Source organism: Cellvibrio sp. BR, assembly GCF_000263355.1.
In the GTDB taxonomy this organism is placed as follows: domain Bacteria; phylum Pseudomonadota; class Gammaproteobacteria; order Pseudomonadales; family Cellvibrionaceae; genus Cellvibrio.
Map to the genome: position 1 here is coordinate 20,659 of NZ_JH668206.1, position 15,874 is coordinate 36,532.

A 15,874-nucleotide genomic window follows, 5' to 3' on the forward strand; every position below is an offset into this window, starting at 1 on the left:
GCCAATGAAAAACCTATCTAAAAAACTGACTCTGACACTGGCGACCGCGTTATCCAGTCTGCCCGCGATTGCCCATGAGGGTGATGACCCCTTGCTGACGCGGGTGATGATTGACCAATTCGAGTGGCGCGATGGCGATGACGAGGCCGATCCGTATGTGCTCGAAGCCCAGGGCTGGATTGGTAAAGACCTGCATAAACTCTGGATCAAAACCGATGTGGAGCGTGTGGATGGTGAAACGGAGGAAGCCGAGATCCAAGCGCTGTACAGCCGTGCCATCGCCCCGTTCTGGGATATCCAGGTAGGCGTGCGGCAAGACCTGAAACCCACACCGGAGCGTGAATGGGGTGTGATCGGTATCCAGGGATTAGCGCCGTATTACTTTGAAATCGATGCGGCGTTGTTTATCGGCGATTCAGGCGATACCGCCGCGCGTCTATCGGCGGAATACGAATGGATGCTTACCCAAAAAGTGGTTTTATCACCTGAAGCATCGGTGAACTTTTATGGCCAAAACGATATGCATCGCCTGACGGGTTCAGGGTTATCCGATGCCCAAGCTGGCCTGCGGCTGCGTTATGAAATTCGCCGCGAGTTTGCACCCTATATCGGCGTGAATTGGACGAAAAGCTTCGGCAATACCGCCGATTTTGTGCGTGAACATGGCGAGTCTACCAGCGATACCCAATGGGTCGCCGGTGTTCGCGCCTGGTTTTAATTCCAGTGTTAACCAATATTAATTACTGAGGAATATACGATGAAAACGTTTTTACTTAACTCTGCTTTGATCTTATCCAGTGTACTGATGGTAGCTCCGAGTTTTGCCCATGATCCCGCAGAGCATGCCAAAACAGCGGAAACACCCGATTGTGACGCGATGAAAAAAATGGATCACTCCAAGATGGATATGAATGATCCGGTGATGCAAGCTCTGATGAAAAAATGCAGTGCTGCACCGGCCGAGAAAAAAGAAGGTGAGCAACATCAGGGGATGGATCATGGTGATATGAAAGGAATGGACGACCAAAAGGTCAGCTCCAGTGAAAGCCATGAAGGTCATGGTTCCCACTAAGGCTGTTTTGCAGGGGGGCGGCATTAATCGCCTCTCTGTATATTGAGGAGAATAGGCTATGAAACTGGTCAAATGGTTATTACTGATGAGCACAGCCGCACTTCTGGCGGGAGCTGCATTTATCTATACCGGCATTTATCCCATGGGTGCCGATGTGCCGCACAACCGGATCACTTATTCGTTGTTGGAAACGGTGCGCGAGCGATCAATATCCCGTGCCTCGGCAGATATTCAGGTACCGGATCTTTCCAGCCCGGAACTTTTGCTGAGCGGTGGCCCGGATTACAACGACATGTGCGCCCAATGCCATCTCAAACCGGGTACCAACAGCAGTGATATGAGCATCGGGCTTTATCCCAGTCCACCCAATTTGTCTCTGGCACCGGATGATCACGAGCATGCCCACGATGCTGGAGACACTGGCAGCACACAGCGCCAATTCTGGATCATCAAGCACGGCATCAAGGCCAGTGGTATGCCCGCCTGGGGGCCAACCCATGATGACCAACGGATTTGGGCGATGGTGGCGTTTATCCAGAAATTACCGACCCTGACTCCAGAGCAATACCAGATCCTGACGGCGCGCGCGGCGGCTGAACGAGCCACCACTGAGCTACACTGAAAAATAGGGTCTGGGCTTGATATATCTCAAACAGGCAATATCAGTAACCGGTAAGGTTACTGAGTAGATCAACCGCTAAGAGGTTTACTGATGGAACACATACACACGCATTCGCACACTGAACAATCGACGAACCTTGGAACGCTGAAAGATCCGGTTTGCGGTATGGTGGTCACTCCAGTATCAGTCCATCACGTCGATCATCAGGCCAAAACCTATTATTTCTGTAGCGCGAGCTGCAAGGCAAAGTTCAAAGCCGAACCCGGCAAATATCTGGTGCTGCCAGATCAAGTCGATCATGTTGATCCTGCACCGGCGATATCCGGTCCGGGCGCGGTTTACACCTGCCCAATGCACCCGGAGATTCGCCAGGATCATCCCGGGATCTGCCCAAAATGCGGAATGGCACTGGAACCACTGTTGCCCAAACTCGATGAAGACGAAAATCCGGAGTTGCGTGATTTCACTCGCCGCTTTTGGTGGACATTGCCGCTGACAATAGTTGTAACTGTTCTGGCCATGTTTGGTCATCAGCTTCACTTATTTGATGCGTCCATCCAAACCTGGATTGAACTGTTCCTGACGTTACCCATCGTCTTATGGGCTGGAACACCTTTTTTTCTGCGTGGCTGGCAGTCAATCATGAATCGCAGCCCCAACATGTGGACCTTAATTAGCTTAGGTACAGGCGCTGCGTTTGTTTACAGTCTAGTGGCAACATTGTCTCCTAACGTATTCCCTGATTCCTTCGTATCCATGGGAAGAGTCTCCGTTTATTTCGAGGCAGCAGCCGTTATTATTTCATTGACGCTGCTGGGGCAGCTGTTGGAATTAAAAGCGCGCTCACAGACCTCAGCGGCGATCAAATCCTTGCTGGGATTAGCACCAAAAACAGCCCGACGTATTCGCGATGATAACAGTGAAGAGGATGTGCCACTGGCGCATGTTCATGTGGGGGACAAGTTGCGTGTTCGCCCCGGCGAAAAAGTACCGGTGGATGGTGTTGTGGTGGAAGGTAGTAGCGCTGTGGATGAATCCATGCTGACAGGTGAACCGCTGCCGGTGATGAAACGCGCGGGTGATAAAGTCATTGGAGCGACAATGAATACCAATGGTGCACTCACCATTGAATCTGAGCGCGTGGGGTCGGCGACCATGTTGGCGCAGATTGTTCAGATGGTGGCGCAAGCGCAGCGATCCAAAGCACCGATGCAACGCATGGCGGATTCCGTCGCCGGTTATTTTGTCGTTGCTGTAGTCGCGATTGCCGTGCTGACCTTTTTTGCCTGGGGACTGTTCGGCCCTGAACCGCGTTGGGTATTCGGTTTAATTAATGCGGTAGCGGTACTGATTATTGCTTGCCCTTGCGCGTTAGGACTGGCGACACCTATGTCAATCATGGTGGCCACCGGGCGTGGTGCCACACAGGGTGTGCTGTTTCGGGACGCCGCCGCCATCGAGAACTTTCGCAAGATAGATACCCTCATTATCGATAAGACGGGAACCTTGACTGAAGGACGACCTGCATTTGATCGTGCGGTACCGGCTCAAGGATTTAATGAAGACGATGTGTTGCGCCTTGCCGCAAGCCTTGATCAGGGAAGCGAACATCCGCTGGCCGATGCCATTGTCCGCGCGGCGCGCGAGCGCAATCTCGCATTGGAAAAAGTCGAACAATTTGAATCGGGTTCTGGCATCGGAGTGTATGGAACCGTTTCGGGGCGCAAGCTGGCGCTGGGAAACACGGTGCTAATGGAGCAACAGGGTGTCGTTGTTGCACCGCTGGTGCCCGAAGCCGAAACCTTACGCAGTGAGGGTGCCAGTGTTATGTACCTGGCAGTGGATGGGCAGCTCGCGGGTCTGTTGGCGGTGTCTGACCCCGTCAAGGCCAGTACACCGGAAGCCTTGGCGACACTAAAAGCCGCTGGTTTACGCATTATTATGGCGACGGGCGATGGCCTCACTACAGCCAAAGCCGTGGCGGCGCGCCTGGGTATCGATGAAGTCCACGGTGAAGTGAAACCAGAGGATAAATTGCGTTTGGTTGAACGCTTGCAAGCCGAGGGCAAGGTTGTTGCCATGGCGGGCGATGGAATCAATGATGCACCCGCTCTGGCCAAAGCCGATGTGGGTATTGCCATGGGCACCGGTACTGACGTAGCGATGAACAGCGCACAAGTTACATTGGTGAAAGGCGATTTACGCGGTATTGCGGTCGCGCGGTTTTTATCGGAAGCCACCGTGGCCAATATGAAACAAAACCTGATGTTTGCATTCTTGTACAACGGTTTGGGAATTCCAATTGCTGCCGGAATACTTTTTCCCTGGACGGGCTGGTTGTTGTCGCCAATGATCGCAGCACTGGCAATGAGCCTCAGCTCTGCATCGGTGATTGGAAATGCCCTGCGGTTGAAACGGGGAAAAATCTCTGTCAACGATCAATAGACTCGGGGGGAGTGAGTTTTGAGGGCTTACCCCCCCTAATCCTGGATGACGTATTTTTCTGTCGCCTGCATTGAGCTATGCTGACACTATGCGCCGTTATTCATTGTTTTTTATCTTACTTCTGAGCTTCGTGATGCCTCTGCAAGTCGCGGCAGAAATTCTGCTGTCCGCGTCGCCGTGCCCTGAAGAGATGGCAATGGTGATGGATGAATCCGGTGATAGTGAAACTATGCCTTGCTGCCCTGATGCAGATGAAGGTGATGCTATAAATTCCTGTGAAACCGCTAAATCCTGCCATCTCTGTAAAACACCGGTGCAGGTATATCTCTATACACCCGCGTCGTTTTTCTCTCTTTCAAGCTTGTCGGCACACACTAAAACTCGTCCATTGAATCTTGCTGTCTTCAATCCCGCCAGTATCTGGCGACCTCCGAACGCCTCCTGAGTTAATACGATTACACCTCGCTTGAACCGGTAAAGATACCGGGTGTTCAGGCGGGACGTTTTTTATCGTCTCTCAGGAATCATCTGAATGAATAATCTCTCTGTACGCCTGCTTGCAGCCGTTGGGTTAAGCACGTTGGTACTTGGCATTGCGATAGGTGTTGGTTGGCAGCACCTGCATAAATTCACCTCTACAGCGCCGCCTCAACATAATGCTCCTAATGAGGCCAAACAGGAACCACGTATTTTGTATTGGTACGATCCAATGGTGCCGGACCAGCATTTTGATAAACCGGGTCCATCGCCCTTTATGGACATGGATTTGGTACCCAAATATGCAGCGCCATCAACTCAAGAACCGGGGCTTACCGTCGATGCAGCTCTGGTGCAAAACCTTGGTATGCGCAAAGCCAGGGTGCAGCGCCTACCGATCCACAATGAACTGGAAGTAGTTGGGCAACTGCAATTTAACCAGCGCAACCAAGCAATAGTGCAATTGCGCGCGGCAGGTTATGTGGAAAAAGCTTGGCCGCTAGCGGTGGGCGATCACGTCAGCGTCGGTCAGCCAATTGCTGAATTCCAGATCCCCGAATGGCTGGATGCCCAAAATGAGCTGCTCTCCCAACCAATTGGACAGAACCCTCATTTGTTGGCCACATTGCGCGCACGCCTACAATTACTCGGAATGCCTGATACCTTGATTGCCAAGGTGGAAAAAACCCGCCAACCGGAGACCAGGGTAACGATCACATCACCCATCGCTGGCGTGGTGGATATACTGGAGGTGAAAACCGGTATGGCGCTAGCCAGTGGCGCTATGCTGGCAAAGATTAACAATCTGGATAGCCTGTGGCTGGATGCCGCCATTCCCGAAGCGCAAATAACAGGTTTGCATCCAGGTGACAAGGCTATTTTCCATTCGGCTAATTCCGGCGATCCGGTGCTGACCGGCACACTGGAGTACCTGTTGCCTTCGCTCAATGACAGCTCCCGCACCCTGACTGCGCGAATCCTGCTCGACAACCCCAAAGGACGCCTGAAACCTGGCACCAGTGGGCGAGTACTCCTACAATCCGCGACCGATGAAAGCGGATTGTTTGTGCCTACGGAGGCGGTAATCCGCACGGGAAAAAGGGTACTGGTGATGCTGGCTGAAGCGGGTGGCAAATTCCGCCCGGTGGAAGTTATCACTGGCCACGAGATGGGTAGCCAGACCCTCATCCGCGAAGGTTTGGAGGAAAATCAGGAGATAGTGGTCAGCGGCCAGTTCCTGCTGGACTCCGAAGCGTCGTTTTTGGGAATTGCACCAAAAACAACGGGAGGACACAACCATGATTAGCCGCTTGATTCATTGGTCTGTCGCCCACCGGGTATTGGTGCTGTTGGCCTCGCTGCTGCTCACCGGCTGGGGAATCTGGGCGATTAAGTTTACCCCCATTGATGCCTTACCCGACCTGTCGGATGTGCAAGTGATTATCCGTACCAGCGTTGCGGGACAAGCCCCTGAAATCGTGGAAAACCAGGTGACTTACCCCTTGGCCAGCAAAATGCTGTCGGTACCCGGCGCCAAAACCGTGCGCGGTTATTCGATGTATGGCGATAGTTTTGTGTATGTGCTGTTTGAGGATGGTACTGACCTGTACTGGGCGCGCTCCCGTGTGCTGGAATCCTTGAGCCAAATACAGGGGCAACTCCCCGCCAATGCCAGACCGGCACTGGGACCGGATGCCACCGGTGTGGGTTGGATATTCCAGTACGCCCTGGTCGATAAGACGGGCCAACATGACATCGCCCAACTGCGGGCGTTGCAGGATTGGTTCCTGCGCTTTGAACTCGCGCCCTTGGCGGATGTGGCGGAAGTTGCTGCGGTGGGTGGTATGGTCAAGCAATTCCAAGTGGTGCTCGATCCGCTTCGGCTCGCCGCCCATAACCTGTCCCATGAGGCGGTGGTTACCGCAGTGCAGCAGGCCAATCAGGAAACCGGTGGTGGTGTTCTTGAACTGGGTGAAGCCGAACTGATGGTCCGCGCCAGCGGGTATTTGCGCACGCTGGAGGATTTCAAATCCATACCGCTGAAGTTGGTCGATAACATTCCCGTTACCCTGGCCGACGTCGCCCATATCCAGCTCGGGCCGGAAATGCGCCGGGGTATTGCGGAGCTGGACGGTGAAGGCGAAGTCACCGGCGGTATTGTGATCATGCGCTCGGGCGGAAATGCCCGCGCCACTATCGCCGCAGTAAAGGAAAAGCTCGCGCAACTCCAACACAGCTTGCCTGCCGGGGTTGAGATCATCACCACCTACGACCGCAGTCTCCTGATTGATCGTGCCGTGGCCAACCTTAGCCACAAGCTGCTCGAAGAATTTCTGGTGGTTGCCTTAGTCTGCGCCTTGTTCCTCTGGCACTGGCGTTCTGCGATGGTAGCCATTGTCGCCTTGCCACTTGGGGTACTGATCGCCTTTGTGGTGATGCACTATCAGGGGATCAATGCCAACATCATGTCGCTTGGGGGTATTGCCATTGCCATCGGGGCGATGGTGGATGCGGCCATCGTGATGATTGAAAACGCGCATAAGCACGTGGAGCGATGGCAGCAGCAACATCCCGACCAAGAGCTGACTGGCGAGCCGCGCTGGCAGGTATTGACCCAGGCGGCGGCCGAGGTGGGACCTGCACTATTTTTCTCGCTGCTCATTGTCACCCTCTCGTTTATTCCAGTATTTACACTCGAAGCGCAAGAGGGTCGGCTCTTTGGTCCACTCGCTTTTACCAAAACCTATGCCATGGCCGCTGCTGCCGGGCTTTCTATCACCCTGATCCCGGTACTCATGGGTTACTGGATTCGTGGCCGGATTCCGCAGGAACATCAAAATCCCATCAATCGCTGGCTGATCCGGGGTTATCGTCCACTGTTGACCGGAGTTTTGCGCCACCCGAAAAAGACACTGGGTTTTGCACTAGCGGTATTACTGAGCACCGCTTGGCCATTAAGCCAGCTGGGCAGTGAATTCCTGCCGCCGCTGGACGAAGGGGATTTACTGTACATGCCCAGTGCCTTGCCGGGGTTAAGTGCCCAACAGGCCAGCCGCTTGCTGCAACAAACAGATCGGCTGATTAAAACTGTCCCGGAAGTGGAGCGTGTGTTTGGCAAGGCTGGCCGCAGCGACAGCGCCACCGATCCTGCCCCCTTGGAGATGTTTGAAACCACCATCCAGTTTAAGCCGCGTGATCAGTGGCGCCCCGGCATGACGCTGGAAAAACTCATGGCTGAACTGGATGCACGGGTCAAAATACCGGGGCTATCCAATATCTGGATTCCGCCCATCCGCAACCGTATCGATATGCTAGCCACCGGGATCAAAAGCCCCATCGGCGTCAAGATTGCAGGCCAGAACCTGGCCGATATTGATGAGGTTGCGCAACAGGTTGCGCAAGTTGCCAAAACCGTCCCCGGTATCTCCTCGGCAGTTGCCGAGCGCTTGGGTGGTGGGCGTTACCTTGATATCCAGTTCGACCGCGCGTCACTCGCGCGTTATGGTCTGAGTATCACTCAGGCGCAATCGGTAGTAAGCAGTCTGATCGGCGGCGACAATATTGGTGAAGTCGTTGATGGTCGTGCACGTTTCCCTATCAACCTGCGTTATCCGCGCGATTGGCGTGACAGCATTGGCAAGCTGCAAAACCTACCCATCATTACGCCACTCGGCAGCCAAATCACATTGGGTACGATTGCCACCATCAAAGTTACCGATGGCCCCAGTATGCTCAAGAGCGAAAATGCCCGTCCCACCAGTGTGGTTTACATTGATGTGCGCGACCGCGACTTGGGTTCGACGGTGAGGGATCTGCAACAAACTATTAACCAAGAGGTGACTTTACTACCGGGCACCAGCATTAGTTACGCCGGCCAGTTTGAATTTATGGAACGCGCCAATGCCCGCCTGCGATGGATAGTCCCGGCAACGCTCGTTATCGTTCTGGTGCTGTTATTCCTGACCTTTTCCCGTTTGGATGAAGCCCTGTTAATCATGGGCACCTTACCTTTTGCGTTAACCGGAGGCATTTGGCTGTTATACCTGATGGACTATGAGCTATCTGTTGCAACAGCCGTCGGGTTTATCGCACTGGCCGGAGTGTCCGCTGAATTCGGGGTTATTATGTTGCTCTACCTGAAACAGGCGTGGCAGCGGCGTATTGAAGCAGGCACAACCACGCAAGAGGATTTACTCGATGCCATTCGGGAAGGTGCCGTGTTGCGAATACGCCCCAAGATGATGACGGTTACAGTGATCGTTGCCGGTTTATTGCCGATATTTTTAGGCAGCGGTACAGGTTCGGAAATTATGAGCCGTATTGCAGCACCGATGGTGGGAGGAATGATTAGCGCCCCCTTGCTTTCGCTATTGGTATTGCCAGCGGCGTATTTGTTGGTGCAGCGTAAGAAGCATGACGTAAAAGAATAACCGATTACAAAATTCAATGATGCAATTGACCAATAGCACTAGATGATTATCTGGCGCTATTGCTAAAACAACTCAATTCCGAACCGTTTGCCAGCGTTGCAATAAACGCGCGCTGGCAATACAAATAACGCTAATGTAAATCAATGCTCCAACAACTCCTTCATGATGCCGCAATCTTTTACCGCTTGGTGAGCATCACATTTAGTTCGAAGTTCACCGAGCTGACGGCGTAATTCCTGAAGCTCAGCAAGGCGAATATCTACTTGCTGGATATGGCTATCGATAATCATATTTACACTGTTGCAGGTTTCGTTCGGAGTGCTGGAGTAGCCGATCAACTGGCGGATCTCCTCTAGCGTCAAGCCAAGGTTCCGGCACTGTTTAATGAAGAAAAGATCATGGGAGGCTGCTTCATCGTAAAAACGATAATTGCCTTCGGTACGAGGGGCCGTAGATAGCAAGCCCTCGTGTTCGTAATAGCGTATGGTTTGGACACTAAGACCAGTAAGTTTTGCGAGCTCACCTATTTTCATAGACTGTCCAGTATTGACTCTATAGTTACTGTAGACTTTATACTCTTTCACAGTTCGGCGCATCGTAAGGATGCGGCAGTGAACTTATAAGGGCGAAACCCCTCATAATTGTCTGGTACCACAGTGTCGGTATTTGAGCCGCCACTTTTTATAATATGGTAATGATCACTACAGACAATCGTTGGTTTACTGCCATAATCCAGTCAACTTTTCTGGAACAAATAAGTAATCGTGAATTGTTTCCTGCGTTATAAGTATTGGGCCTTGCTGTCCACACTGCTCTGGCTTATGGCTAGTTGGGCTGGTGTGCACGGGCACTATTGCTTTGATGGTCAGGAACCTCCTATTTCCATTCATCTCGACAATATCGATACACATGTAGGGCATGATGCAGACAGTGCACATGTTGATATGGATATCGATCTATCCCAATCGGTCGTCGCAAAACTGCTGAAATTCGATGCAACTTTGGCGTTGTTGCTCGTTGCGATTTTTGTTCTTTTAGTATTGCCACAAGCCCCATTTTCCGTTTCGTTTTCTAAAGCGTGTCACCCACGCCGTATTGTCGGTTTACGTCCACCACCGCGCGCGCCTCCCGTAACTCCAGTCTGATTACCCATAACGCCCCTTTTTTGACAGGGGTAATTCGTGTATTTCCATTGTGCGTCCACGTGCTGCGCCGGGAAATACCAATATGGCTGGAGCTTTCTATGCAATTTATCCATCGGGCATTAACCGTCTCGGTTATTGCCATTACCTGTAGTACCTATGCTGCGTCGTCAACTGCACAATCAACACTCACGTTGAGCGAAGCAGTTCGGGCAACCCTGCAACAAAATCCTCAGCTGGCGGGCTATACCTTTAAGGTCAATGCATTGGCCGGAGAAAAACAAACTGCCGCACTACGACCGGAGTACCGCATTAGTGCTGATCTGGAAAACGTCGCCGGTTCCGGTGAATTTAGTGGCACTAAAGCCAGTGAATTAACCATTTCGTTGTCGTCCGCCATCGAATTAGGTGGTCAGCGCGATGCGCGCATGAGTGTAGTAACTGCTCGTCAACAGCAACTGCAATCCACCCAACGCGTACTTACACTGGATGTGATTACAGCAGTAACTCATCAATTTATTCAATTACTGGCAGCGCAAGAACAATTGGCACTACAGGAAGAGTCGCACCAGTTAATCCAACAAACCCTCAACTCACTGACCAGGCAGGTTCAGGCAGGCGGGACAGCGGACAGTGAACTCTTACGCGGAAACGCTGCACTGGCTCTCTCTAATATTGCTTTGCAACAAGCCCGACAAATGGTCAGCAGTGAGCGAGTCAAGCTCAGTGCTTATTGGGCGGACTCCTCGCCGGACTTTAGAGCGGTAACAGCAGATCTTTATGCTGTTCCAACGGCAATGCCGTTACCAATGCTGCTGGAAAAACTGTCTGGCAATCCGGATTTGGAGCAGTTGACTAAAGGGGTAGATGTTCGCATAGCCGAAGTGCAACAGGCTCGTAGCGAGCGACGCCCTTCTTTGGAGTGGAATGCCGGTGTTCGTCGCCTTCAAGCTACCGAGGATTCTGCTGTCGTTCTTGGCTTGAGTATGCCATTAGGTACAGGCAGTAGAGCCAGTGGTGCAATCACAACCGCTAGTGCCAACCAACAAAGTGCTGAACTTGAACGGGACAGTGCGCGAGTTCAATTAGAGGCTCAACTCATCTCATCTTATGAGGCTCATCGGCAAGCTATTGATGAAGTCAATGTGTTGCGTGATCAAGTCCTTCCTTCGCTAAAAAAAGCCATGCGCAGTACAGCAAGTGCTTTTGACCAGGGGCGCTATAGCTACATGGAATTAAACCTTGCACAAAGCCAATTGCTGGATGCCCAGCAAGCCTTGGTTGAGGCGGCGGCACGCATGCAGGAAACCCGGATCGAATTAGAGCGGATGATTGGTTCCGCACTGAATGAGCAGAATAATGAGGTTACGCAATGAAAACTTTAAAAAAGAATACCTTGAAATCACCAGAAAAAAATTTCCTAAAATCCGCACCCGCACTTGTTTTTGTCTTAGTCATTTTACTGGCTCTATTTTTGGCTGACATTTACATGGCCAATGCGGCCACAGAGAAAGACGATCACAAGCACCAAGAGAATGAGCAGGCAGACGAAAAAGATGCTCATGGTGATGACCATGAAGATAAAAAATCAGGCGAAGAAAAACATGGCGATGAGCACGGAGATGAAGAAGGTGGCCATGACGATGAAAAAATGAAGTTGTCTGCCGAGCAACAAAAAAATGGTGGCATTCAAGTAGCAGAAGCAGGTCCGATTGATATTCAGCAAACTTTGCCGCTTTATGGTGTTGTTGGAGTCAATGCAGAGCGTATCCAAAACATTACAGCGCGTTTTCCCGGTGTTATTCGCAAGGTAAATCGTAAACAAGGCGATAATGTATCGGTGGGTGATGCATTAGCCACTATCGAAAGCAATGAAAGTATGAAGGTGTACACCATCAACGCCACCATGAACGGGATCATTACTGACCGTCATGCAGTTGAGGGTGAGCAAACGGGTGATGAGCCGCTGTTCGTGGTCGCAGACATGACCACCGTATGGGTTGATTTATCCATATTCCCTCGCGATGTTGCGCAACTACAACTTGGACAACAGGTTCGTGTTGAACAAGCGCAACGTAAACTCGTCGATAAGGGACAGCTCGTTTATATTTCTGCAAATGCTAATCCTGTCAACCAGGCAACCAGTGCGCGGGTGTTGTTGGATAATTCAAAAGGCCAATGGATTCCAGGGCATTTTGTAAACGCGCAAGCAACCTTGGGCAAAACTCCGGTTGCGGTCGCGGTACAAAACGACGCGCTGCAAACGCTTGAAGGCAAAACTGTTGTTTTTGTAAAAGAAGGAGATGGGTTTGAGCCCAGGCCTGTTCGCCTCGGAAAAGCCGATAGCAAATTCAGCGAGGTGTTAGAAGGTATTGCGGCAGGTGAAACTTATGTTGCACGTAATAGCTTTATTCTGAAATCCGAAATGGGCAAGGAGAGCGCTGAACATGGACATTAATCTGTGCATTTTGCTGCTCAACCCTGATCACTCTCCATTAGGAGGAATGAACCATGGTTGATGCACTGTTACAATTTTCCATCGCGCGACGTTGGCTGATTTTATTTCTAGTGGCCGTTACTGCCGGTGTAGGTTTATGGAATTATCAAAAGCTTCCGATTGATGCAGTTCCTGACATTACTAACGTACAGGTTCAAATCAATACACAAGCGGCCGGTTATTCGCCGCTTGAAGTAGAACAGCGCATCACATATCTAGTGGAAGTGGCGATTGCAGGTTTACCTCACGTAGAAAGCACACGTTCACTCTCTCGTTATGCATTGTCACAAGTGACGGTCGTGTTTGAAGACGGCACTGACATTTACTTCGCCCGCAATATTATTAATGAGAGATTGCAGCAAGCAAAAAGTCAGATGCCCGCCGGTATTGAACCCGAAATGGGCCCGGTTGCGACCGGGTTGGGTGAGATCTTTCACTACTCCGTTCATGCCGACGCAAAAGCTCGCCAGCCTAACGGTGAGCCTTATGACGCCATGGCGCTGCGCACCTTGCAGGATTGGGTTATTCGCCCACAGCTTCGTCTCGTTCCCGGCGTAACTGAAGTCAACACTATTGGCGGCTATGAAAAACAGTTCCATATAACACCCGACCCATCAGCATTACTTGCCTATGGAGTTACCTTCGCCGATCTGGCTTCAGCACTTGAACGAAACAATGCCAATATCGGTGCGGGATACATTGAGAAAAATGGCGAGCAATACCTGATCCGTGCACCGGGACAAGTTGCTGATATTCCCGCTATTAAAAAAATCATTGTAACTCGTAAAGATGGCTTACCGGTTCTCGTTGGTGACCTCGCAGGTGTCGCATTAGGCAATGAGTTGCGAACCGGTGCTGCCACACGCGATGGCGAAGAAACTGTGCTCGGTACCGCTGTGATGTTATTGGGTGGCAATAGCCGCACAGTATCGGAAGCCGTTGCTGAAAAACTGGTGGAGATTAATAAAACCCTACCCGAAGGGATCACCGCCGACACTGTTTATGACCGCACCGTGCTCGTCGATAAAACCATCGCAACTGTACAAAAAAACTTGTTGGAAGGTGCAATTCTCGTTGTCGTGGTGTTGTTGTTGATGCTGGGCAATGTCAGGGCAGCATTACTCACCGCGATGGTGATTCCACTCTCAATGCTGATGTTGATGACGGGCATGGTAGAGGCCAAAGTCAGCGCCAATTTGATGAGCCTCGGCGCGTTGGATTTCGGTTTAATTGTCGATGGTGCAGTCATTATTGTTGAAAACTGTCTGATGCGTTTAGGACAGCGGCAACACCATCTCGGACGACTGCTAAATCTTGAGGAACGACTGCAAACTGTGTTTAGTGCAACACGCGAAGTGTTTACGCCCAGTCTAATCAGTGTGCTTGTGGTGATTTTAGTAAATTTGCCAATCCTCGCACTCACCGGTGTGGAAGGCAAAATGTTCACCCCAATGGCTCTGGCCGTGATTATGGCGTTAATCGGTGCATTGATTCTGTCACTGACGTTTGTACCCGCTGCTGTTGCATTGCTTCTTACGGGAAAAATCGAAGAGAAAGACAATCGCATCGTTGTGAAAGCCAAAGAAGCTTACACACCAACCCTAGATTTTGCCCTTAAACGCAGAGTGCCGATTCTAGTGGGTGCAGTTGTGTTTGTTATTTTTTCCGGTTGGTTATCTACACGTATGGGTACCGAGTTTGTGCCTAACCTGGATGAAGGTGATATCGCGGTTCAGGCCTTACGCATACCGGGTACTAGCCTGACCCAATCACTCGACATGCAATTTCAGGTTGAGAAAGCGGTCATGAAAGTCCCGGAGGTGAAAACCTTCTTCTCGCGTGTGGGGACCGCTGAAGTTGCCAGTGACCCGATGGGGCCCAACATTTCTGACGGCTACGTCATGCTGAAAGACAGAAAGGACTGGCCAGATCCCGATGTCTCCAAAGCAGATGTACTTGAGGCAATTGAAGAACAATTGGCGAAAGTACCGGGCAATGCTTACGAAATTAGTCAGCCAATTCAATTGCGCTTCAACGAACTCATTTCGGGCGTGCGCTCGGATCTCGGCGTCAAGATTTACGGTGACGATCTCAACCAATTACTGACCACCGGCAATCAAATTGCCAAGTTGTTAAATGGGATCGAGGGCGCAGATGGTGTGAAGGTCGAACAAGCCGACGGCTTGCCGATTCTAGCGGTTGAAGCAGATCGTGATGTGTTGCTGCGCTATGGACTCAACATCGCCGACGTCCAGGAAACACTGGCAGCGGCGACCGGTGGGCAGGAGGCTGGCCAAATATTTGAAGGCGATCAGCGTTTCGATATTGTCGTTCGTTTACCAGAACAACAGCGCAATGATTTGGCAGCCTTGTCGTATTTGCCTATCCCGTTACCAGAAGGTGGATTTGTCCCACTGGGCGAAGTCGCAACACTGACACTTGCACCCGGAGCCAACCAAATCAGCCGTGAAAATGGTAAGCGCCGCCTGGTCGTCACAGCCAATGTGCGCGACCGCGACCTGGGAGGATTTGTTGCTGAGGTCCAAGCCAAAGTGGAACAAGAAATAAAACTTCCTCCGGGTTATTGGCTTAATTACGGCGGAACGTTTGAGCAATTGGAGTCGGCATCAAAACGACTAACGCTGCTGGTTCCACTGACCCTGATCATGATTTTTGCGCTGTTGATGATGACCTTTGGTTCGGCCAAAGATGCCCTATTGGTGTTCAGTGGAGTTCCACTCGCCTTAACGGGCGGGGTTATTTTCCTATGGTTGCGCGATATCCCACTCTCCATTACCGCTGGAGTCGGCTTCATCACCCTATCAGGGGTGGCGGTGCTAACGGGGGTAATGATGGTGTCTGCCTTCCGCGATAGCTTGAACAATGGCCTGGCCATTGAACCTGCTATCCGCGAAGGAGCCATGTTGCGCTTACGGCCCATTTTGATGGTTGCTTTAGTCGCCGCACTCGGTTTCTTGCCGATGGCGCTGAACACCAGCACCGGCGCTGAGGTGCAACGGCCACTGGCCACAGTAGTCATTGGCGGGATTATTTCATCGACCATATTGACCCTGCTGGTATTGCCGGGTTTATACCGAATGGCTTATCGCGGAGCACAAAAAGGCCACTAACCTGAACTGTCACCAGCCTCGTGCTGGTGACAACCTAATTCTGACGCGTTGCAAAATC

12 protein-coding genes are annotated in these 15,874 nt (G+C 51.5%); 11 read left to right on the forward strand and 1 reads right to left on the reverse strand.

All coding sequences use genetic code 11. From position 1 onward, the window contains the following. Nucleotides 1-4: 4 nt before the first annotated feature. The 7 genes from O59_RS18365 (at nt 5) to O59_RS18390 (ending at nt 9,046) form a co-directional block, all read left to right on the forward strand. Nucleotides 5-718: a copper resistance protein B gene (locus tag O59_RS18365; protein ID WP_007645375.1), complete on the forward strand. Its 714-nt coding sequence runs from the start codon at nt 5-7 to the stop codon at nt 716-718. 87 nt (nt 719-805) lie between these two features. Continuing rightward, nucleotides 806-1,072, forward strand: coding sequence for a hypothetical protein (locus tag O59_RS18370; protein ID WP_007645377.1), 267 nt, complete (start codon nt 806-808; stop codon nt 1,070-1,072). Between the two features lie 58 nt (nt 1,073-1,130). Beyond that, nucleotides 1,131-1,694 carry a cytochrome c gene (locus tag O59_RS18375; protein WP_007645378.1) on the forward strand — a complete coding sequence of 188 codons (564 nt, stop codon included), beginning with the start codon at nt 1,131-1,133 and terminating at the stop codon, nt 1,692-1,694. 90 nt (nt 1,695-1,784) lie between these two features. Continuing rightward, on the forward strand, nt 1,785-4,139 hold the full coding sequence (locus O59_RS18380; RefSeq protein WP_040393422.1) for a heavy metal translocating P-type ATPase: 2,355 nt from the start codon (nt 1,785-1,787) through the stop codon (nt 4,137-4,139). Nucleotides 4,140-4,272: 133 nt separating this feature from the next. Beyond that, nucleotides 4,273-4,584, forward strand: coding sequence for a hypothetical protein (locus O59_RS21730; RefSeq protein WP_157152639.1), 312 nt, complete (start codon nt 4,273-4,275; stop codon nt 4,582-4,584). Between the two features lie 87 nt (nt 4,585-4,671). After that, nucleotides 4,672-5,922: an efflux RND transporter periplasmic adaptor subunit gene (locus O59_RS18385; protein ID WP_007645392.1), complete on the forward strand. Its 1,251-nt coding sequence runs from the start codon at nt 4,672-4,674 to the stop codon at nt 5,920-5,922. Beyond that, nucleotides 5,915-9,046 (forward strand): efflux RND transporter permease subunit, encoded by a 3,132-nt coding sequence (locus O59_RS18390; RefSeq protein ID WP_007645394.1) that lies wholly within the window; start codon nt 5,915-5,917, stop codon nt 9,044-9,046. The genes O59_RS18385 and O59_RS18390 overlap by 8 nt, the downstream gene beginning before the upstream one ends. 140 nt (nt 9,047-9,186) lie before the next feature. Here the strand turns inward: O59_RS18390 and cadR are convergent, their stop codons facing one another. Then, a complete protein-coding gene (gene cadR, locus O59_RS18395; RefSeq protein WP_040393423.1) occupies nt 9,187-9,579 on the reverse strand; it encodes a Cd(II)/Pb(II)-responsive transcriptional regulator in 393 nt (130 codons plus the stop codon). 288 nt (nt 9,580-9,867) lie between these two features. Here cadR and O59_RS18400 point away from each other — a divergent pair, with 288 nt between their 5' ends. From O59_RS18400 to O59_RS18415, 4 genes are all read left to right on the forward strand, one after another. Then, nucleotides 9,868-10,191, forward strand: coding sequence for a hypothetical protein (locus O59_RS18400; RefSeq protein ID WP_007645398.1), 324 nt, complete (start codon nt 9,868-9,870; stop codon nt 10,189-10,191). Nucleotides 10,192-10,289: 98 nt separating this feature from the next. Further along, a complete protein-coding gene (locus O59_RS18405; RefSeq protein ID WP_007645400.1) occupies nt 10,290-11,564 on the forward strand; it encodes a TolC family protein in 1,275 nt (424 codons plus the stop codon). Further along, entirely contained in the window at nt 11,561-12,646 is a 1,086-nt protein-coding gene (locus O59_RS18410; RefSeq protein WP_157152640.1) for an efflux RND transporter periplasmic adaptor subunit, read from the forward strand. The genes O59_RS18405 and O59_RS18410 overlap by 4 nt, the downstream gene beginning before the upstream one ends. Nucleotides 12,647-12,699: 53 nt before the next feature. After that, on the forward strand, nt 12,700-15,816 hold the full coding sequence (locus O59_RS18415; protein WP_007645413.1) for an efflux RND transporter permease subunit: 3,117 nt from the start codon (nt 12,700-12,702) through the stop codon (nt 15,814-15,816). Nucleotides 15,817-15,874 lie beyond the last annotated feature (58 nt).